Annotated in this window: 22 protein-coding genes; 14 read left to right on the top strand and 8 right to left on the bottom strand. The window is 35.3% G+C overall.

Annotation, left to right across the window (positions count from 1 at the left end; genetic code table 11):
• Positions 1–427 precede the first annotated feature (427 nt).
• The 4 genes from SB717_RS31745 (at position 428) to SB717_RS31760 (ending at position 2,885) form a co-directional block, all read left to right on the top strand.
• Positions 428–748, top strand: a complete 321-nt coding sequence (locus SB717_RS31745; RefSeq protein ID WP_252285762.1) for a PadR family transcriptional regulator — start codon at positions 428–430, stop codon at positions 746–748.
• Between the two features lie 71 nt (positions 749–819).
• Positions 820–1,173 (top strand): DUF1048 domain-containing protein, encoded by a 354-nt coding sequence (locus tag SB717_RS31750; RefSeq protein ID WP_410906671.1) that lies wholly within the window; start codon positions 820–822, stop codon positions 1,171–1,173.
• Positions 1,174–1,373: 200 nt separating this feature from the next.
• The gene (locus SB717_RS31755) at positions 1,374–2,135 is read left to right on the top strand and encodes an ABC transporter ATP-binding protein (protein ID WP_410906673.1); all 762 of its coding nucleotides are present in this window, start codon (positions 1,374–1,376) and stop codon (positions 2,133–2,135) included.
• A complete protein-coding gene (locus SB717_RS31760; RefSeq protein ID WP_410906675.1) occupies positions 2,136–2,885 on the top strand; it encodes an ABC transporter permease in 750 nt (249 codons plus the stop codon).
• Between the two features lie 450 nt (positions 2,886–3,335).
• On the opposite strand, the gene SB717_RS31765 is transcribed toward SB717_RS31760, so the two are convergent.
• Positions 3,336–4,136, bottom strand: coding sequence for a recombinase family protein (locus SB717_RS31765; RefSeq protein ID WP_410906677.1), 801 nt, complete (start codon positions 4,134–4,136; stop codon positions 3,336–3,338).
• 260 nt (positions 4,137–4,396) lie between these two features.
• On the opposite strand from SB717_RS31765, the gene SB717_RS31770 reads away from it, so the two are divergent.
• Positions 4,397–5,107, top strand: coding sequence for a hypothetical protein (locus SB717_RS31770; RefSeq protein ID WP_410906679.1), 711 nt, complete (start codon positions 4,397–4,399; stop codon positions 5,105–5,107).
• Positions 5,108–5,719: 612 nt separating this feature from the next.
• Positions 5,720–6,289 (top strand): hypothetical protein, encoded by a 570-nt coding sequence (locus SB717_RS31775; protein WP_098278056.1) that lies wholly within the window; start codon positions 5,720–5,722, stop codon positions 6,287–6,289.
• Between the two features lie 94 nt (positions 6,290–6,383).
• Here the strand turns inward: SB717_RS31775 and SB717_RS31780 are convergent, their stop codons facing one another.
• Positions 6,384–6,650 (bottom strand): hypothetical protein, encoded by a 267-nt coding sequence (locus SB717_RS31780; RefSeq protein WP_410906681.1) that lies wholly within the window; start codon positions 6,648–6,650, stop codon positions 6,384–6,386.
• A gap of 1,310 nt (positions 6,651–7,960) precedes the next feature.
• Here SB717_RS31780 and SB717_RS31785 point away from each other — a divergent pair.
• Positions 7,961–8,473: a spore coat protein gene (locus SB717_RS31785; RefSeq protein ID WP_410906683.1), complete on the top strand. Its 513-nt coding sequence runs from the start codon at positions 7,961–7,963 to the stop codon at positions 8,471–8,473.
• Between the two features lie 571 nt (positions 8,474–9,044).
• Here the strand turns inward: SB717_RS31785 and SB717_RS31790 are convergent.
• From SB717_RS31790 to SB717_RS31800, 3 genes are all read right to left on the bottom strand, one after another.
• Complete coding sequence (locus SB717_RS31790) at positions 9,045–9,320, bottom strand: hypothetical protein (protein ID WP_410906685.1); 276 nt, start codon at positions 9,318–9,320, stop codon at positions 9,045–9,047.
• A gap of 168 nt (positions 9,321–9,488) precedes the next feature.
• Positions 9,489–10,028 (bottom strand): DUF2812 domain-containing protein, encoded by a 540-nt coding sequence (locus SB717_RS31795; RefSeq protein WP_410906687.1) that lies wholly within the window; start codon positions 10,026–10,028, stop codon positions 9,489–9,491.
• A gap of 1 nt (position 10,029) precedes the next feature.
• Entirely contained in the window at positions 10,030–10,365 is a 336-nt protein-coding gene (locus SB717_RS31800) for a PadR family transcriptional regulator (RefSeq protein WP_221789663.1), read from the bottom strand.
• Between the two features lie 830 nt (positions 10,366–11,195).
• On the opposite strand from SB717_RS31800, the gene SB717_RS31805 reads away from it, so the two are divergent.
• Positions 11,196–11,336: a YjcZ family sporulation protein gene (locus tag SB717_RS31805; protein ID WP_410906689.1), complete on the top strand. Its 141-nt coding sequence runs from the start codon at positions 11,196–11,198 to the stop codon at positions 11,334–11,336.
• Positions 11,337–11,542: 206 nt separating this feature from the next.
• On the opposite strand, the gene mobQ is transcribed toward SB717_RS31805, so the two are convergent.
• Positions 11,543–13,525, bottom strand: a complete 1,983-nt coding sequence (gene mobQ / locus SB717_RS31810; RefSeq protein ID WP_410906691.1) for a MobQ family relaxase — start codon at positions 13,523–13,525, stop codon at positions 11,543–11,545.
• A 376-nt stretch (positions 13,526–13,901) separates the two neighbouring features.
• Between mobQ and SB717_RS31815 the strand changes: the two genes are divergently transcribed.
• The 5 genes from SB717_RS31815 to SB717_RS31835 all read left to right on the top strand — a co-directional run bounded on the left by SB717_RS31815 (position 13,902) and on the right by SB717_RS31835 (position 17,593).
• A complete protein-coding gene (locus SB717_RS31815) occupies positions 13,902–14,213 on the top strand; it encodes a hypothetical protein (protein WP_057274186.1) in 312 nt (103 codons plus the stop codon).
• Positions 14,214–14,848: 635 nt separating this feature from the next.
• On the top strand, positions 14,849–16,132 hold the full coding sequence (locus SB717_RS31820) for a replication protein (protein ID WP_410906693.1): 1,284 nt from the start codon (positions 14,849–14,851) through the stop codon (positions 16,130–16,132).
• Between the two features lie 205 nt (positions 16,133–16,337).
• Positions 16,338–16,877: a hypothetical protein gene (locus SB717_RS31825; protein ID WP_410906695.1), complete on the top strand. Its 540-nt coding sequence runs from the start codon at positions 16,338–16,340 to the stop codon at positions 16,875–16,877.
• A gap of 66 nt (positions 16,878–16,943) precedes the next feature.
• Positions 16,944–17,249: a hypothetical protein gene (locus SB717_RS31830; RefSeq protein WP_410906697.1), complete on the top strand. Its 306-nt coding sequence runs from the start codon at positions 16,944–16,946 to the stop codon at positions 17,247–17,249.
• A 14-nt stretch (positions 17,250–17,263) separates the two neighbouring features.
• Complete coding sequence (locus SB717_RS31835) at positions 17,264–17,593, top strand: hypothetical protein (protein ID WP_197226069.1); 330 nt, start codon at positions 17,264–17,266, stop codon at positions 17,591–17,593.
• Positions 17,594–18,248: 655 nt separating this feature from the next.
• Here the strand turns inward: SB717_RS31835 and SB717_RS31840 are convergent.
• Complete coding sequence (locus SB717_RS31840) at positions 18,249–19,280, bottom strand: YheC/YheD family endospore coat-associated protein (RefSeq protein ID WP_410906699.1); 1,032 nt, start codon at positions 19,278–19,280, stop codon at positions 18,249–18,251.
• Positions 19,281–19,446: 166 nt separating this feature from the next.
• On the opposite strand from SB717_RS31840, the gene SB717_RS31845 reads away from it, so the two are divergent.
• Positions 19,447–20,676, top strand: a complete 1,230-nt coding sequence (locus SB717_RS31845) for an ATP-grasp domain-containing protein (protein ID WP_410906701.1) — start codon at positions 19,447–19,449, stop codon at positions 20,674–20,676.
• Positions 20,677–21,019: 343 nt separating this feature from the next.
• Here the strand turns inward: SB717_RS31845 and SB717_RS31850 are convergent, their stop codons facing one another.
• A complete protein-coding gene (locus SB717_RS31850; RefSeq protein ID WP_410906703.1) occupies positions 21,020–21,646 on the bottom strand; it encodes a hypothetical protein in 627 nt (208 codons plus the stop codon).
• Between the last annotated feature and the right edge of the window lie 97 nt (positions 21,647–21,743).

Consider the following 21,743-nt stretch of genomic DNA (forward strand, 5'->3'; position numbering starts at 1 on the left):
TTTGAGCAAACTACTCAAGATGCAATAGAGCATTATCAACATAACATCTATATTTCAACGACTAGGAAAACTACTGTGCAGGAGCAGTAGTTTTTTCCGTTTTTATGTTTTATAGAATATATAAGGTTAGTTAACATAAAACACGTTTCGGTATTCATAAAATTTTAAACTCATCTATTCTTGTACAAGGAAAATGTTCTCTGACAGTACATTTCTATAAAGAAAATTGGCTGTATACAATGAGTATAGCTGGTTTCAAAAATATTTTTTTAAAAATAGTTGCAACGCCCAGTACTTAGTAATACAATATACATATAATAAGTATTACTTAATAGCTTGATTTTTAAAAAAGTTATTAAGTTAAAATTCGTTGCAGTACTAAGTTATACTGAATATAAGTCTGACAAAATAGAGGGAGGTTCTGAACATCGAAAATTTAACTGAAATGCTGAAGGGTTCGCTGGAAGGCTGTGTGTTAGAAATTATCAGCCGCCATGAAACCTATGGCTACGAGATTACACGCCGCCTGAACGAGCTTGGGTTTACCGAGGTCGTGGAAGGAACGGTCTACACTATTCTCGTACGATTAGAAAAGAAAAAACTGGTGAACATAGAAAAAAAACCATCAGATATGGGCCCACCCCGCAAGTTTTACTCACTTAATGAGGCTGGGCGCAAGGAACTTGAGTTGTTTTGGAAAAGGTGGGATTTTGTATCATCAAAAATCAACGTCTTGAAGTCAAACTAGCTTCATAAAATAGTACAACGGATATTTTTAGAGGATCTTATGAAGCTTTATAAAAAAGGAGGAAAAATGACATGCTGGAAATATTCAAAAAAATGATTGGTGATAAAAAAGAGTATAAAATGATGATGGCACGGGTTGAAGCCCTGCCAAAGGACTACCAGTTTGTATTTAAGAAAATTCAAAACTACATGTGGAATTTCTCATCCGGCAACGGGATGGATATGTTACACATGCAGTATGAATTAATTGATTTGTTCGAAGCAGGTGCTGCAGAAGGTAGACAAGTGCTGGAAATCACTGGTGACGACGTGGCTTCCTTTGCTGATGAACTAGTGGCAAATGCTAGAACCTATATGGCCAAGTATCGTGAAGATTTGAATCAGAGTATCATGGAACGATTAGGAAAAAATAAATTCAATCAATAATACCGACTGAATAGCTAGTTACAAACGTGGATTGTCACTTTCGCTATTCAGTTATTTTTCCACTCCAGTACTAAGTCATACAGATTATAAGTCTGGCTAAATAGTGGAGTATAGGGAATCTAGCTCCGCAAGGCGCTCAGCTGGATAATTACAGCTCTGGTAAGCAAACTTGTGGAGCTTTTTATAAGGAGGAAAAACGTATGAAGAATGAAGCTATTTCTGTAAAAGGGTTAAAAAAATCTTTTAAAGACAAAGAAGTTTTAAAAGGAGTAGATTTTGAGGTCCATCGTGGTGAAATTTTCGCACTGCTGGGTTCAAATGGAGCAGGCAAGACAACGACAGTCAATATTCTCTCAACACTGATGAAGGCCGATAACGGTGAAGTAAGTATTTACGGCTTTGACGTACAGCGTCAATCGGCTGATGTTCGCCAGAGTATCAGCCTAACGGGGCAGTTCGCAGCTTTAGACGGCATGCTCACTGGCAAGGAAAACTTAATAATGATCGCCAAATTGCGAGGGGTATCTAATCCCGATCAAGTAGCTGACAATCTACTTGCAAGATTCAGCCTGACCGATGCAGCCAAACGCCGGGCAGATCAATATTCTGGCGGCATGAAGCGCCGACTTGACATAGCAATGAGCCTGATTGGGGCGCCAGCAATCATTTTTCTCGACGAACCGACGACAGGGCTTGATCCGGAAGCTCGGATTGAAGTCTGGAACACCGTCAAGGAGCTTGCTGACGGCGGTACGACCATCTTGCTCACGACTCAGTATCTCGAAGAAGCTGAACAATTGGCGGACCGCATTGCCATCCTGCACGGCGGAAAAATCATCAAGACTGGTACCCTTACCGAACTCAAAGAGATGTTCCCTCCAGCAAAGGTGGAATACATTGAGAAGCAGCCAACATTGGAGGAAATCTTCCTCGCGATTGTCGGTAAAAAGGAGGAGATGTAAATGAAAAACAAAACAGGTGTATTACTTGGACGTTTGATGCGCAACATCATGCGCAGCCCGGATACGATCATTACGGTGGCGATTACACCGATTATGATGATGCTACTGTTTGTCTATGTATTTGGTGGCGCCATAAATACAGGAACAGACAATTACGTCAATTATTTATTACCAGGAATCTTGCTGATGGCTATCGCATCTGGCGTCGCTTACACTTCCGTACGGCTATTTACGGATGTAAAGAGTGGACTGATGGCGCGTTTCATTACCATGCCTATTAAGCGCTCTTCAGTATTATGGGCTCACGTGTTAACATCTCTTATTTCTAATGCTCTTACTATCGTGGTAGTTATCCTCGTCGCGCTCCTGATCGGCTTCCGTTCCAGCGCTGATATCCTAGATTGGCTCGCGGTAGCCGGGATACTCGGGCTGTTTACGCTAGCCCTGACATGGCTGGCTGTTATTCCAGGATTGACAGCGCGATCTATGGAAGGGGCCACAGGCTACTCGTACCCACTGATTTTCCTACCTTTTATCAGTTCCGCCTTTGTTCCCACTGAAACGATGCCTAAAATTGTTCGTTCATTCGCTGAGAACCAGCCCGTGACTTCAATCGTGAATACGATTCGTGCACTCTTGTATGAAGGGGCTGTTGGCAACGATATCTGGATTGCACTTGCCTGGTGCCTAGGTATCATGGTCATCGCTTACTTCTTCGCTAGTAAAGAATTTAAACGCAAATTAGGGTAAATTTTTATAAATTGAGTAAACTACCCAAGACGCTGTAAGGTGTCAAATACATCTATTTAGAGCATTCACCAGAAGACTATCTTACTCGCATGAGGTAGTTTTTTCTGTTTTTAACCTGTATATGGTATACATATTTAGTTAACATAATGTCTCTTTCCTGTACACATACCAAAAAAGAACCCTTGGCGTAGAAGGATTCTCAAAGAGTTGGTTTCTCTCCAATATGCTGCTTTTTATACATATGTTGTAACCTTTATAAAATAGTATCAAAAATATATTGAAAACCTACACATTTTTAAATAATAACAACAACCGCTCCGCTCCTGCCACGCTAAAAGAGCGGTTGCCTGTAAAACTAAAGTTAATTCGCTTGTAGGCACTTATAGCAACCTCAGAAAGGGTAGTTATAAAGAACTAAAAAAGATCTGGGGCCGCTCTCCTGGTCTTTTTTTATGCTGTAACACCTGCATGAATCTTGTTCCATTTTTGGCGTGAAATGATTTTAGGAAAAACATCTTTTTGTCTGATGGCATTCTGCTCTTTACTGCCATTATATGAATTAAAGCCTGTATAGCTTTCTGTATCTAACATTCTTCTAATTGTAGTGGGTGTCCAGTTCTTATTGCTTTTTGTTTTAATACCTTCCTCATTAAGCTCCTTAGCAATTCGGTAGCAAGTACGGCCCTCTATAAATTCATCAAATACACGTTTTACAATGGCCGCCTGCTCTTTATTTATCTTAACCGCTCCGTTTCCTACCTCGTATCCATATGGAACCTGGCCGCCTGCATACTTATTTTTTAAAGCTGTAGAAAGTCTACCGTTCCTTGTCCGCTCGTTTATGACTTCCCTCTCGAACTCTCCAAAAGTAGAAAGAATCCCTAGCATCATACGCCCTATCATGGTACTTGTATCAAAAGATTCAGTAATACTTACAAAATCCATATTTAATTCCGCTAGCTCAACCTTAATGAATTGCAATAAGTTAAGCTGGTTTCTGTGCGCCCTATCCATTTTCAAAACGACTACACTTTCAAGCTCGCCCTTATGATCTGCAAGATATTCCATCATCTTTTTATATCTTGGTCTGTTTATATTGCTTCCAGAAAAACCTTCGTCTCTAAAAATCTCAACTAACTCCCACTCTTGGGAGATACAATAAGCTTCTATTCTTTTTATTTGTTCCTCAATGGATGTATTTTCAATTTGTGAATCAGATGATACACGAACATAGCCAACAACTTTTTTCATTATGTAACTTTCCCCCATGTATTAAAACTGATTTTTGATACTTTTATTATAATTTATATGTGCAGTAATTCAAATTACTGTATACATAATATTTATATATCTGTTGATAAATAAGCTTTTTATTCTTTTTTTTATGAATGAAAAATAACAAAAAGCAATTAAAAAAGAAAGGAAAAAAATTCTCTTGCTCGAATTATTGAAAATAACGCTGTATGATGTTTAAGGAGCGGAAGGCGAATACATAAGATTGGAGGCCACAAATGATTATTAACGATGATTATATGAATTCAGACGAAATATCAAAGCTTCTGGAATTAAGCGGAAGCAATGTAAGGAAATATTCTGCCGCGCTCGCAAAGAGCGGTTATGATTTCAAGACTGACAATAAGAAAAAGCGCTACTATACACATAGCGACTATGAAACATTGCATAAGCTAAAATTCCTGGTTCAGCATAAAAATCTTTCTTTAGAAGTAGCTGCAAATACTGTTATTGAGGGATTAGAAAGGAACCGCTCCGCTAGCCGAGCACATAACGAGCATACGGAAAATGAAGAAAATAACCGCTCTTTAATTGCTCCACAAGCTTCTGAAAAGTCACTCCCCCCGGAAATATTAGGAGCGATAGCCGAGCAGTTTAAACAGCAACAAGAGGTGAACAATCAGCTGTTAGGAATAATTGAAGAGTATAAGGCTGCCTTAAGTGATTCTAAAAATGACTTGAGGGAATTAGAGGAACAAAGGCGAGCAGATCGCGAGCAAACAAGCAAGCAACTGGAGCAGCTGCAAGCCAGTTTTGATAAGCAGGCTGAACAGATGAAAGAACATATAGAGAGCCGCGATAAAGAAATGATGGAATATATCCGCTCATCTCAAAAACAGCAGCAACAACATTTACTAGAAGCAGCGACAGCTCAGGAAAAAGAGACAGAAAATAAAAAAGGCTTCTTTGCTCGTCTTTTTGGGAACTAAGACAAGCATAGAAGCGCCGAAAATAAACAGTCTATTTCATTACAGTACCATTGTTTTATGAAATAGAGAAGGATAACTGAGTTATTCAATATTTCACGCTAAAAACCCTGCAAAAAACAGAAATGCCTGGTGTAAATCCAGGCATTTTTATTTTGTTCTTTCAATTAGTTCAACATAAGTCAAACTTATGTGAGCGATCAGAAGAGCGGAACACGAGCGTAAGTTAAACCTAAGTGAATCTAATCCACCTATGTTATCTAACTTTGTATATCATATACATCATTTTTGTAACTACTTCCTTACTAATTTCACCACAGTAGTACAAGAACATAAAAAACCTACTCCCTGTGCTTTGGGAATAGGTTAGATGACGTAAAATATTTGAAACAATCTCCAATACGCTTTTTTTATTTTATAACAACTTGGTAAAGAAAGCACTTAAAATTTTTTCAGTTTGCTAATACCAATGATTTGTAGTTCCTGTTTCCACGTTTCATTTCAAGAAATGACGCTAAAGTTACTATCGGAATTAAAGGTGAATTTTCTAACATAAAAGAATATAAATTAAGGTGAAATGAATTAGTAATATCACTTTTGGATGAGGTGGCTAAAATGTTAGTAAGAGGCATGATTGAAGCTATTAGTGACAAGAAATTAAAGGTAAATGATCTTGCCAAAAAGTATGAGGTTTCAGACAGAACTATTCAGACAAAAATTAAGAAATTAGGTTTCGAGTGGGACAGTGTAGAAGGCAAGTATAACTTTGTAGGAACAGATGAATCTATATTTGATAAGGACATCGATGAAGTATTCAAGAAGAATAGTAAAACTACTAAACAATTAACGGGCACATTTCCTATTCAAAAGAGGGTGAAAAAGAATATTCGGACGGCTAATAAAGAAGTAGCAAGTTCAATTCAAAAGGTTAATAAAAATAGACCCGAAAACGATAGCGATATTGATAGCGAATCTATTATCAGGAAGAATATGAAAAAGAATAATAAAAAGAAAATTGATAACATTGATCGTCTGTTAGCTGGGAAGAAAGCAAAGCGAGAATTCAGGGGATTTTATTTGGATAACGATGTACTACAGATCATTGACAATGTAGACAGTGGAATTAAAAGTGAACTGGTGAATGAATGTTTAAGAAAGGTGTTCAAAGAGAAAGGACTTATCTGAGGTATATACAGCCTCGTGCAGACGTTTTAGATAAGAGGATAATATTAAATGCTAACCAAGACAAAAGACACTCCTTAGAGTGCCTTCTAGTCGGCTATTTTGACTTATTGAATCGTCTCTGTTGAAATTCCGCAATCTTAAACACCATTCTAGTGTAAAGATCAAGTGCGTAATCTACAGACACGTCAAACTTATCACTTGCCTTCACAGCAACTTTCCTATCGTGAATATCAGGGTCATATGAATCTAGAACTTTATTAAACTCATCCCGCATATAACGATAAATGTCTCTTTCCTCAGGGTATCGGTCAATTAGTACTTCAACCTCAGGGTCACGATCGTTTTCATCAAATCCAGCCATAATGCCACCACTTTTCAAGCAGTAACCTTCAACGAGAAAAGACTTTTTCCCTGCTTTCCTTTCAAAGTGTGACTAATAGCAGGGATTCACAAATAGGGTTAATCAAAAAAAATAAAAGTGTTGAGATCCCTGTGTATCAGTATTTTCGCCTTGAAAAGACTTTCACACACCTGCAGGTAATCTCTAAATTCCGTAAATAGTGGTATTATCAGTCTAAGAAGACACTTTCATTACTTTTATCGTTAACAAACTAAAAAGCCACCTCTTGAGTGTGTGGTAAGAGAGGTGGCCATTTAGTTACATTTACAATTATAGGGTTAAATGACATCCAACTTGGGAAATCAGCTGGACTGTCACTATAACATATTCACATAAAAAATCAATTATTTAGAGGTTGAAGCATATGAATAAAAGGTGCGCTTTTTATTCATTCTTTCACTAATCGCTTACTGAAAAAACGTTGGTCTATCAAGGATGTATAAAAAGCTGCATACTCCGGAAAAAGAACCCTCGGCGGAACCGTTCTGCGACAAGGGTTCTTTTTTGTGGTGTGTTCCGGAAAGAGACATTATGTTAACTAACGTTGTATATGCTATACAGCATAAAAACAGAAAAAACCTACCTCTTTCCAGTCAAAAGAGGTAGGTTTTTTCTGTTACGTAATTGGGTTTCATGAGTGATGCCTCATTGCATCATGAGTAGTTTGCTTAACATAGTCAGTAACTATACATAATAAAAAAGAAAGTCTACTGGGGATCTCAGTAGACTTTCTTTTAGTTCATTTATAAAACCCCGAAGTTAATTTTACTTCTTGTTATAAGAATATGTACGTTTGTTCTCTTTATAACCTGTACCAATATATAAAACCAGTTGAAAAAGTGTTTCTTTCACTGGCTTTATACGAGGTGTATTTATTTAATGCATTATAGCATCGTAGATAGTTTACGCAAATTCATTTTGTATTATAAATACTGGTTCTTAACTACTGCTGATTTTCATATACTATAGAACTCGGAAAAGCTAATCTTCTTTTGGGACTCAACATTCAAAAGTAGAAAGAAAACACCCTGACTATTTAAAACATAGTCAGGGTGCTTTCGTTTTAGTAATACTTATTGGAAACAGAAAAAAACTACTGGCTAATCAGGGACCAATAGCTTTTTTCGTGACGTAATTAGAAGTTAGTCGTGATGATTTTATACATCTTGAGTAGTTTGCTCAGGATATAAATCTTTATTCTTGTATATGGACAATTATCCAATGTAATCATCCATGAGTATAGTAATTCATAACATAAAAGAGGTGTGTATATGAATTATTATCCTTATGATGATGGACGAAACCATCAGCAATTAGCTTGGCATGAAACGCTCGAATTACATGAGTTAACTGCCTTCCAAACTAATTGCTTAATTCAATTTAAAAAGGCAGTTAGAAAAATTCAAGATCGAGAATTAAAGAGCTTATATTTAGAAGCGATCGAGGGAATACAAGGGAACCTTAATGAATTACTATCATTTTATGAGTATGGTCCGTACCCCGAAGAACATCATGAAGTGAGAAATGATGAGTCAGCTTTCTTTTCTGGAAGTTTATTAGGTTTTACAAAAACTTCTGTTCGCTCCTATGCTGCGGCTATTACAGAAACAGCTACTCCATCGTTACATGAGATATTTAATCGTCATTTACAAAAAGCTATTAACTTACACTATAAAGTCTTTACCTATATGTATCGAAAAGGGTACTATCCGGCTTATGATCTCACAACTCTTCGTATGAATGATGTGAAAAATGCAAAAAAAGCATTAAATATGCCTTATTAAAGAACCATAAAATAAAGTATTAAGAAATATAAATCACTTTTCATAAAACTCATTATGTTAACTAAACATATATATGATATATATCTAAAAAAACATAAGAAGACAATCTCTTCCCAATTTAAGGAAATTGTCTTCTATTCGTTGAGTCAAAATCATAAATGACCCTTTCACGGCGTCTTGAATAGTTTGTTCTAATTATTTTTTGTTATTCATCTGGACAATTTGCTTAGTAATGGACAGCAACATATATTATGTATGACAAATACCACAGCTCTTACTCTATTTTCATCCTTTGTAAGGATGGCAAACAGCCCATGAATTAATTCATGGGCTTCTTTCTAGTAACAATATATGAACTAGAGATCTATTTGAAGAGCAGGAGGGTGCTCAATATTATAGTATGCAAAGTAATGGAAAAGGTTTGGACAGGCGTTCACTTCTTCTAAGAGTTCTACTATTTTTTATTTATTTCTTATAAAATCCATTATGTTAACTACAAATGCATATAACATACATCGCAAATAGTCGAAAAAACAGCACTATCCAACCTCAATGGATAGTGCTGTTTTTATTAGTTTATTATATAGACCAATGCTGCTATTAAGTTAGGAATAGCAATTGAAATAAACTTTTTTGAATCCTCTAAACGACTTTTATGGTTTCTCTCATTGGAAGTTGATAATTGTTTGTTACCTAAACTATAAATTAAGAAATCTATAGAAAGTACAATAGATACTAACCCTATAGATCCCGATAAGTAATAAACAAAACTCCAAATTCCTGAAAAATAAGAAATAGCTAGTACAATAAGTAGTGCAATTATTCCTGTTATAATTCCTTTTTTCATCTTGATAATCCCTCTTTTTTCAAAAATAATCCACCTATATATTACCACAAAATTCCTATTGATGAGGGAGGACCTAGAATGAACATTAGGTTAAGTAATAGTCATTATATAACTATAAAAAACAACAAAAGTTCAATGTATGATTACAGAACTTTTGTTGTTCTCTTCTCAGAATTTACGCAACTTATTTAATTTATGCAGGTAAGATAGGTAAGGGAGACCAGGGAATACAAGGATGATAATTGAAATGATTAATAAAATCTCGCTAATATTTCCTACGACTGCAGGCAACCAACCATATGAGCTCATGAGATTAAATAATAAAAATACTACACTTATAGTAAGGGTAATTAAAGTAGCCTTACCCATTTGCTTTTTTTCTCTTTCATATCTTTCAATTGTTGTTGCTTTATCTGAATAAATTGGTTTTATTCCTATAGATGCACTGAAGATATGAATTTGATTTCCCACTGAGCAAACATGTGACCATCCTGCCTCTTCAAAGTACATGAAATACTCTTCGTCTGCATCTGGCTGAAAGTCCATTGAATATTGTATTTCTTGTGGTTCGACCTTTTTTAATTTATAACCGAATAAAGCAAAACGGTCTAAAATCCATCCCTTTTTTGCATAGTCACTAAGTTTTTTTAAATCTTTTTCTTCAGAAAATGCAGTTCCACCACTCATTATATATTTGGTTTTCTTCACGTTATAGACCTCCTTTTTGGCTTAAAATCTCTTCAGCGTGTTTAATCATTGCTTTTCTACGCTGAACCTCTTTCTTTAATAAATCAATGCCTTTATCAGTTGCTACATAGGTCTTCTTTTTGTCATTTCCTTCACCACATAACGTAATTAATTTCGCTGATAAGAGCTTTTTTATAGTCGTATACATAGATGCAGGTCCAATTGAGAATTGATGATTTGTCATACCTTCAATTGTTTTCATAATTAGATAGCCATGTTTAGCTTCTACTAAGGACAATAAAATATAGTAAGAGGTGTCTGTTAGTTCTCCCATTTCTAATGAATCGTTTCTTGGCATTATAAACCTCCTTATATCATTAAATGATATATCATTAATTAATATATATCATTTAATGATATATGTGTCAAATAAGTAAAATAAAATTTATTTAAAAAAGACCCCAAGAACTTTATAAAGTTCTTGGGGTCTTTTCGTTTCCAATAACATCCATTATGTTAACTAAAGTTGTATAGAATATACAGTCCAAAAACAGAAAAAACTCCTGTGACCTGTTCAGGAATTTTTTCTGTTTCATGAATGGTAATCAATAGTTAGCTGATATTGCAGAACGTCTTGAGTAGTTTGCTCTAATTATTTTTGTGTTATTCATCTGGACAATTTGCTTAGTAATGGGCAGCAACATATATTATGTATGACAAATACCACAACTCTTACTCTATTTTCATCCTTTGTAAGGATGGCAACAGCCCATGAATTAATTCATGGGCTTCTTTCTAGTAGCAATATATGAGCCGAAATCTATTGGAAGAGCAGGAGGATGCTCAATTTTATAGTATGCAAAGTAATGAAAAGGGTTTGGACAAGCGCCAATGTTATTTAAAATTCCTACTATTTTTGATCATTTTATAGACATTAGTCTAAGCCATTTTACTAATTTTACATAGGATATCCTTATATCACATAAAGACATCCTATTTCATATTTCTTCACCAGGACCTGTTACTAACACCGCCCAAGTAACAGGTCTTTTTATGTAGGTTTCTTAAAATACTAATAAAGACATAGAAATTGGTCAGGCGTGGATAATTCTACTTTTACCAGTTTAGGACGAACACTTTTCCTGCTTGTACATATTTTAAAAGTAGAAACGTATGGAGGTGAAGGATATGTGTTGTTTTGGAGGTTATAGTGGGGGCTATGGTTATGGTTCCGGAGGAGGCTTTGGCAGTAGTTTTGCTTTAATTGTTGTCCTCTTTATTTTATTAGTTATCATTGGTCGTTCTTGTTTTAGTGGCGGCAGTTGCTAAATAAGTAAAGCTGGTTAAGCTTCTAACTATTATAAGAATGTATCGCCGATACAGAGTATGTAACTCTTGTCAAAGAAGGAGAGACCCCAAAACTATATTTTGGAGGCCTCCTTCTTTTTATTTATATTATACTTAGCAAGGAAGAAGCCCTTTAAAAGCTAACAACTTTAAGTTGTTTCTAATTGCCTTAAGGCAATTTTATATGTTTAACGGCTAAGATCTGGACCTTTATTCTTTGCTCTATTTATAGTTGTAGATCTCATGCTTCTTAATTGATGTCTTTGTTGGGCTTGCTCTTGGCTACGAGTAGCTTGTTGAATAGCCTTAAAAACCGTATCTAAGGCGTTTATGTTGCTTTCATATGTTTTTATTTCTTTTTCTAGCCATGGGACTACTGTTTTCTCCATTGTGTTCATACGGCTTTGTTGTTGTTGTAAATCCTGTTGTCCTTTATAACCCAGCTCCTTTAGATTTTCACGTCCATATTTAGCTTCACTTTGCAATTCTTCATAATCTTGACGAGCTTTTTTCGAGACAAGCCGTTTGGCTTTTTCTCCAGGGTTTCTGTCTAGTTCATCAAGCTTTTTCTCCACGCTGCTGAGCTTTTCTACTTCTTTACTCATAGTTGAGACATGTTCCTTCTCTATACGAACCATTTTCTGATGTTTTTTGAACTCGTCTAGCTTCTTTTCGTTAGCATCTAGACTTTGTTTGATGTTAGATAGTCTAAACTGATTTTGTTGAGCAGTACCGTGATACTGCTCAAGCTTTAATGCATTGCTGTAGGTAAGATACTTGCCAGCTGTTTTAAGATCTGGATAATAAGAGCTTATCTCGCGGATTTTGGCTTGTTTAATAGCTTCCTCAGCTTGCAACAGTACCCTAGTTTCGACTTGAATTTGTTTTTTCTCATATTTAATTTGATTAAGTCGATTTTCTTTCTTTTGAGAGAACTCTTGGTAACGCTGATAGAACTCTTCTTCACTTGAAAAACGAAGAGGCTCTTTATGTTTTTGAATGCTGTTTTCATAGCTTTCTTTGTTACTTTCTAAATCGGAAATTTTATCAAGATGACGTCGTTTCATCATGTTATTCTCTTTGAGTTTAAACGGATTAAGGGACTTCTTAAGTTCCTCTACTTTTTCTTCATTCTGTTGGATTTCACGTTCTAAATCCCTCACACGATCATAATAATTGCTGACATTCAGGAATTGCTGTTGTTGTGCATGGAAGTGTCGTTCAATGGGGTCATGACGATCACTCATTTTGCGTAGTTCTTCGTGACGTGCTGTAATATCTGCTAAGGTAATAACCTTTTGACCTACAAGAGACGCAGCTTTTTGAATATAAGTTTTCTCTATATCTGTAGAAAAGCTGAATTGCTTCTCTTTTTCCTTCATTTTCTTTAAGTGTTCTTCTTTTTGGTGACGGTAGGCCTGTAAATCAACCACGGCCTTATTGTAGTCTTGGCGCTCCCTATTGATCTGGCCACGATCTGTTTTCTTCCCTTTCTTCTCCATGTCATGTGCGACATGGCCTAGGTGAACCATTGGTAAGGTTTCGAGTCCACGCTTTTCATGAGAAAGATGGGTAATACGTTCATTGATTTGAGCTTGTTCCAGGGCTTTGTTGGCATAGTTTGCCCACTGTTCACGAATGGATAAGCAGCCTTCGCTGTTTTTGACGTACCCACGGTTGTTTTCTTTCGCATTCGCAAAATCTGCATTCCAGTCACGGTTCTTTTTGCCGAATCCATCTTCACTTAGATTTCTCATGGTTAACATGATGTGAGCATGAGGATTATTTGTATCATCGCGATGAATAGCGATATCAGCAACCATTCCTTTTTGAACAAACTGGTTTTGAGCAAAAGTTTGAATGAGTTGTTTTTGTTGATCATGATTTAGTTCAATGGGTAAAGCAATATTCAATTCGCGTGCCAGTTGTGAGTCCTTGCGCTTCTCTACTTTTTCAACTTCATTCCATAAACGGTTACGATCTTTCATCCATTCTGGCGCATTGGAAGGAGTCAGAATCATGGTTTCCGGTTGAACATTACGAGCATAAAACTTTTGCTCGTCTGTACGTTCATCATGCAACTTTTCGCCACTGCGATAAGCAGCTGCAGCGACAGCCGATTGTCCTTTTGAACGACTAATGATTTGCATCGATAGATGGTAGATAGCCATAATTCTCTCCTCCTTTCTTGAGAATGGGTTAGTGAGTTAGGAATAAGTTGATGAGAGCACAAGGTGCGCTAATCAACGCTTTTGATGAAATCAGCATCCTGAACACCGAAGGTGTCAGATGGTAGTTTCATCTTTGCCGATAGGCAAACGGGTTTTATGAAATTCGTCATTTAGGCGAATGGGTCTTTGGTTTTGTCTTTTCGTTCCGAAGGAACCGCACACATCGGTACGATGTATAAGTGCGCCCTTATCTCTTCGATCTAAGGGAATTATACCATATTCTGGTGAGAGAATCTATGCTAATGATACCAATTTATCTCAATTTTTGATACAATTAAAACAAACATTAGAGAACAGTAAAAGGAGATGAGAATGGGTGCCGAAGAAACGAACAGATGAGGAAATTCTTCAGGAGTTAGAAGAGAAAATTGAGAAGATGAAAGCGAAGAAACAACAAGTTGAAGCGCGTAAAAAAGAGAAGGAGAGAAAAGAAAGAACAAGACGACTGATTCAAGTCGGCGCAATCTTCGAGAAATACTTTGAAATTCAAAGTGAAGAAGAAGCCGAAAAGATTGCGAAGGCTTTGCAAGCGTACGTAGGAAAAAATAAAGAGAAGATTTTGCATCATGATGTTGTGGTAACTCAGAAAAAGAAAACAATGCAAGAAGCAGCATCTACAAAAGAATAATGTCTTTTACTATACTTAATTCAAAAGTTACACTATCAGATTAAGCAAAAAAACATCTTAAAATCGTCGAGGAACTTGTCGGATGAATTAAGATATAGCTATCCCTTCTTTCAACCATAGGCTTCAGCTAATCCGCCAAAGTCTATAAAAAATACCATAAAAGCCAAGTAAGTTTAGACTTATTAGAATCTTAACTGAAAACTCCATGTATATGTATGCATAACTCTTCTCCTTAGCTTGAAGTGTTATATATAGCGAAATTGATTTCTACAGCCTTATAACAATATTCATAGCTAAATATACTTGTTTTGATATATTTTGCTAATTTTTATTGAATTATGAGACTACTTAACGCTATAATAAAACTAACAAAAACGTGCGGATAGAAAAAAGACTTCAACTGTTTAAGTAGTGCAGGAACACTCTTAAACCGTTCACCCTATACACAGTAGGGAAAACACTTGTCGAAGTCTCTTGTTAATAGTTTCATTATCGATAAGATAAAACTTATGTTTTTATTTTATATGAAATTGACATCTATTTCAAGAGCTTCGTTCATCTAAATCAAGACATTGTTTTCCTTTCATCAGGGAGACAGTGTCTTTTTTGTATTCCTTAAAGGAGAAGATGAACAGATGAACAAGATATTGACTTGCTATTTAAAAGATGTAGATACCTTCAATGGACGATTAAAATGGTTATGGCAACAAAAAGCTACCCTTCGTACAAAAAAAGACGAATTTCTGGAAACACTCCGTACTTATTTTAAACAACAACAACTAGCCTTACATAAAGAATTCCCTAAAAAACGAATGGAAATGCTCGATCACGTAATTTACAATCTTGTAGCTACGGGTATTCAAGCGATCCGTTCAGAAACACTGATGAAAAAATTTAACGCATCTAAAAGTACGGTTTCTCGTTTTGTAAAATCATTAAAAGATACACCCTTTATACTTGTGGCACGTTACATTAAAGAAGATACAACAGGTGCTCACCCTGACAGCTATGTATTTGTTCTTAAAAGTCATAAGAATTTTAATCGAATTTGCGATGAGGTCTTTTTTGCACATGATACAACAGGTGTACAAACGCTTCAACAAGAAGAAATGACAACTCCTGTGACAACTCCTGTGACAACTCCTGAACATGCTGAAAACGTTGATACACCAAGCTTAGAGGGCCCAAAAACATCTAATGCCTTTATTAACCTTGATTTACCTGTAAATCATATAAATAATCATTTAATATCTGCTTCACAGTCATTTGCTTATATCAAAGGTGTGCCTAAAAAAGTAAATAATGTGTATGCAGGTAAATATGGTCATCAACTAAAAGAATTTTATGCTCGTATTCAAAATGCGGCAAAAGCTGTAAAACGAGATACAGAGATTGAGATTATCAAAGAACAAGTACATGAGGTCGCTTATACAGCCATTGTAGGCTTAGATAAATATGTTCATGAGGCAAATCATAAGGGTACTACCCTATCACTGGATGAAATGTGCCGTCTTGTTTATCAAATTGCTTTTAATCAATTTACCAATCTACTAAAAGGGAATAAGGAAGAACAATCATCTGAGTCAGACATACATACTGAAGCTGAAACAGCTCTATTTACGCCTACACATATCATCCGTAAGGAATTGGTTCCTGCTTGGTTACAAGCTGAACAGGAGCAAAAAGAGTGTACACAGGAAACAGCTATTTCTCTGGAGCAACAGCTTGAAATGATCCAATTAAAGCAAGATTTAGGGCAAGAACTAACGCCAGAAGAAGAAAATTTACTCCAAGAGCACAGTTCTATGTACAGTAAGTTACAAATGGCACAGTTGAAACAAGATATAGGGAAAGTACTAAACCCAGAGGAGCAAGCTTTACTGCGTCAACATGACCAGTTGAAAGACACAGCTTCCTAATTAAAATGTGCAGAAATCCCTTAGAAGCTAAAGTATTAATAGAGTAAGTTTATTTAAAATATATTCCTAAATAATAAATGCCTAAATAGGAAGGGGGGACCTTACCCTCCCTTGCTTTAAAAGTACACCCTAAAACAATCACCTATAGCGGAAAATTTGAATACTGTGGGAAAGACTATTAAATTAAATCCAGGGGGAGCACAATGTGACAAAACTATTCGCTATCAATGCAGGGGATTCCCTTTTTGCCGTTGCGAAAGCAGAGAACGAAGAAGAAGTCATTACTATTCTTGTTAACCGCGAACTAGAAGAACAAGAGGATTTTAGTGTTAGAGCGCATATTGATGATTTTTCGATTGAAGGGCTGTATGGTGATTTCTTTCATGATGAAAAGGGATCATTTATTGATAGTCGCATTTTAGACTATCCTCGCCATATAAGAAAAATGAGCACTAAAGAGTGTCATACCTATATTCGATCACATGTTGAAAAGAACGCTAGAGCCTTTTGGAAAGGTCATCCGTTCTATGCGGATCTCTATTTGCGAGAAGTCAAAAAGTATGAGGCTTTAGAGAAAGAGGAAGGAAATACGTTCCGTCCGCATTTTTCGGAGGAATTTTATTTCAATACGGCCAAATTAATTATTACTGGAACGGATTGGTACGGGGAAGGTTTGCAAATCATTGAAATCGACTTAACGGATCGTAATTACCAGCTTATTTTTGAACTTACTTTAGAGGAATAAGCGCCGAGAGGGTTTTATACCTCTCTTTATATAAATGAATCTTAGAAGCAAAACAAGGGGCCTATCATGGTTGAAAAACTATTAAACTTCTTAGACAGCTTAGAGGCAAAAGACCATAAATTCCTTGATTCTATTCATGCATTAAATGTAGAGTCAGACGGCCTTCTAACAGGGGAAAGTAAACAAGTGGAAAGACTGATTATTTACGTATTAGGCGGAAACGATAAACATTTTGAGTACATGCAAGATTCAGGTGTTTTCATGAACTACGCGAATAAAGAGACAAGCGGAAACGAATTAATTTCGACAATTAGACAAGCTATTGAGAATAACTGGAAAGGACCAATTCAAACTAGCGTGACATTTAGCTAAAGGAGTTGTCACAAGTGGACATTATTCTTCAAGCAAAAACGTTGGAAAAGAAACACCTTTCCCATCCCTGGGTGTGGGATTGTCCCTCATGTGGCAAAAAGGTCTCTCCTCAGAGGGAAGACGTGTACTATCAAGTAATTGGCAAAGGGTTTATTGACCAAAGAATTGTCTATACGGCTTGTTCTGTCGCTTGTGTAGAAGAAAAAATCGGAAGTATCGTTGAAATCTTGTATATTCAAACCAAACACGGAGGGCGCGGGGTATATCATAACAAGCTACACCCTATATCTTCAAGGGTATTTTACGAGTTTTGCAAACGTATCAACATCATCAAAGATTATTAGAGAAGGGTATTGAAAAGAATGTTGCCACTGAAAATTCGAGATATTTAAACTAGTTTTCTCTTAGAAGATGAATTAATGATAGATTTTGTTTATTTAGAACTGTGTTCTAAATAAACAATGACTGAAAATCTACGCATGAGGAGAACAGCTTCAGACGAATCAAAATGCCCTAAAAGGGCTTCAAAGTATTGTTAAAGCTTAGATGAACAGCAAGACAGAACTAAAAAACTTCTTCGGGCGATTTCTACAAACAGAAGCCAGGGACCTGAATTGGGTATGTAATAGCCTTATAATCCCTTTTTATTTTCTTAAGGTTTTATATTAACTTTAAGTTAATTTGCTCTTAGAAAGGTCTTTGAGGTTTGTACAGCCACTAAAAAGCCTTTTTAAAAAAATCAGCACTTGTACAAGCAATCACCTCTTTTCTTTGATTCTCATTTAACATAAAGAATCAAAGAAAAGAGGTGATTGAAATAGGTAACTATACTGGTGATGTATCTATTCCACGATTTACTGATATTGTATTGTAATATCAGTCATGAAACCTTGATACGTAAAAGAAAAACTCCTTTAGCAGTAGAGAGTTTTTTTAAGATTACAGAATGTAAATTATATAAACTAAAAATGCTAATATCTATATATAAATAAAAGACATCTAATCCTGTTTGCTTTTATTAGCCAAATATCGAGCATATTGAATCATGTTCTTTACTACATTCAATTCACCATTACTAATGATAGGAGTACCTGGTCTCCAATTAACTTCAAAAAGCCATAATTTGTTTTCTTTGTCAAGTCCCACATCAAGTCCCAACTCGTCAAATAATACATCTTCATATAGAGACTCAAAATGGTTAGAAAACTGTAGGGCAAATTGTTCGAGATGTTTTTGGATATTATAGTAGTTATCACTAAATTCCTGTTTTAAAAAGATGTCGGTAAAGCAAGTATAACCGCCGTTACCTAGATTTGATACAATACTTCCCTTTTTACCTATTCTTGGATATATTGAGGTAATTACCCAATTGCCATTTCCATCTTTTTGCACATGTAGTCTAAAATCATATACGTTTCCAGATTTTATTTTGCATGTTATAAACTTCTGAACTAAGTAAGTACCCTCGCTTATCTGACTTTCGATAAACTCTATTAGTTGGTTTTCACTAAGTTTTAACTTTTGTTCGTTTTTACTAATATTATAATAATTATCCGTTTTCTCTACAAAGAAGATACCTGCCCCTTTATGTCCAGATAAAGGTTTTACGATTATTTTTTTATAGCGTTCAACCATATCTAACAAGACCTTATAGCTAGTTAGTTTTGAAGTAGGAATAAGATACTGGGTAAATTTCTTAGCCTGATTCACCTTATTATAAACGGTTAATTTATCACCAACGGAGTGACTAGTGAATGGGATAATCTTGCTTAATTCATGAGTTATTTTTGCCATTTTATCGTTTACAGGGGCACTAGCATTATAAATAACATCAGGGTAAGAATATTTTCTCTCAACCCATTTGCCTTTTTCGTAGGCCATTCCTAAAATAACTTTTTTTTTCAAATCCACCTTCCCTGGAGTGAAATAAAAAAAGTCTATTCCTTCACCTTTGGCAACTACAGCAAAAGCATAAGCTTTTTTTGCATTTATTGGGTCTTTACGATGATGAAGCATGCCGATTAAAGTCATAAAAACCATCCTTTCCCTTACTCTTAATTGTTTAGGTATATTCATTAATTTCATATATTATTTGTTTTTGATGAACCCTGGTTGTCCTTTTTTTATATTATAGATTAAGAGAAGGAAATATATGTATTTCATACGATGAAATCTTAGAATAGGATGATAGATGTTTATGGATACTATTGTACTTATTGAAACAAATAAATCTGGATCGAGTCGGGAAGCAATTAAGGCAGCAAATAATCTTAATTTCTTTACGGTTTTGTTAACTCGCAGAAAAAAATTTCTTGAGGAACGAAATGAATTCCCAGATGTACATCAAATGATTTTCACTGATACAAACGATTATAATAATTTAGTTACAATAATAAAAAAGTTAAAAAAGGAAGGGAAAAATATACAAGGGATTTTTAGTTTTATCGATCCTTTTGTTTATGTAGCTGCACGTCTGTCAGAGGAATTCTGTCAGAGTGATATATCCACTGATGCAATCTATCATATGGAAGATAAGATATTGACTCGTAATGTGCTAAAGGAATTACCCATTTCACTTAATTATTTAATTTACAAACCAACAGAATCATTGTCATCTTTTCTTAAAGCTGAAGAAATAAATTTTCCTCTTATCGTGAAGTCCCCCAAATCAACAGGATCAAAAGATGTATTATTGGCAAAGGATAAAACTGAGTTACATGCATCTATGAAAACTCTTTTGAAAAAATTACCTAATGAAGAAATTTTACTTGAGGAATATGTGGATGGACCCCAGTACTTAATTGAGGTGTTAGTCCATAATGGAAAGATTTATATTATTGCTGTGATTGAACAGGAGATCACAATTTTCAAACGTTTTATCGTCACAGGTTATTCTTTATTAGGACAATTAAATGATAGACTATATCATAGTCTTTTCGATGCTGTCAGTTCTATTATACAGGCTTTTGATATGAAAAATGGAGCTTGTCATCTTGAGTTACGTAGAGCAAATGATGGTTGGAAATTAATTGAGATAAATCCAAGAATATCAGGCGGAGCTATGAATCGTATGATTGAAATTGGACATGGAATTAACTTAGTAAAGGAAACTATGCAGTTAATGTTAGGTAATGAACCTTCCTTGACTAAAAATCACTATAAATATGTATATGCTCATTATTTAACAGTCCATTCTAAAGGAAAACTAATTAAAGTTACAGGAAAAGAACGTAGTTCTAATTATCCGGGGGTGGAAGAAGTTTATATAAAACCAAGAAAAGGGGCGATTCTAAGGCCACCTACCTCAATGGGTCATCGATATGGATATATTTTAACATCATCACATTATAAAAAAGAGGCTAAAAAAATAGCTTTAGAAGCAGCAAAAGAAATTTCTTTTGAAATTGAACCAACAGATGCAACATAAAGGTGCAGACTGTCAGATCTAAACAACGAGAACAGAAAAAAACGTTTTTGTACCATTTCTAAAATGAAAGATCAATGCCTCCAATTAAGCATAATAGATAAAATAAAGAATTCAACAAATAAAAAAACATTGACTAAGTCTCAGCCAATGTTTTTTTATATGGATACATATTGTTCAAGCCTTAGAACAAACCAAAAGTAAAAAACGTTCTCCTACTGTTAACCAAGGATCTGAATTAAACATCTAATTTAAGGTAATTTGATATCAACTTCAAGCTGATTAGCTTCTAGAAGGGTGAGCAAAACTTTGTATATTTTCGACTTGATGCAAAAGTACCGGTTTATCATTCACAACTGTACTTGAACTTAGGCTTGGTCTGAATATAAAAAGCATTTCTTACTTGTGCACTCCAATTTGCAAAGGCTGATTTCCATTCAGGAGTGTTAAAGAATTCATCTACAGTTTGAGTTTCAGAATGCCAAACTATAAATAGGTTGAGTGGAGCAATTCCTCCTGCCCAAATTCCATTATTTGCGTCAGTATCTTCTTCCCTTACTAATAATAAGGGTAGACCAAATTGAAAAGCCATTGAAGGTTCTACTTGTGAATAAACTGATCCTACCCAGAATGGAGTGGATGGTGGAAGGGGTCCTGTATTGACGTCAACTGTTTGAATTTTAAAACGACGAAGGTTTACGGCCAACATTCCATAGCTTGATGAAACTAGCCGACGAATATCAGTTAAAATGGATTCGGGATAACTTTCGCTTAAAGGTAATGTACGCGGAAAAAGCAAAGCATTCTCAATCTCTAAAATTAGACGGTCTAGAAACCGTTGTTGGTTGTCATTTAAATGAGTTGTCGTACTTAAAAATATGGGAATACGATAAGCACGGTCAATACACTCTTGGTGTGCCGATTCTATTTTTGCTTTATTTTTACTTAAAGAGCTATACTTATTTTTTTTCACTTTTACTTCATCTTTGTCTGAAGAGCTATACTTATTTTTTTTCACTTTTACTTCATCTTTGTCTGAAGAGCTATACTTATTTTTTTTCACTTTTACT

The sequence above is a fragment of the Priestia sp. SIMBA_032 genome, from assembly GCF_046535215.1.
In the GTDB taxonomy this organism is placed as follows: Bacteria; Bacillota; Bacilli; order Bacillales; family Bacillaceae_H; genus Priestia; species Priestia aryabhattai.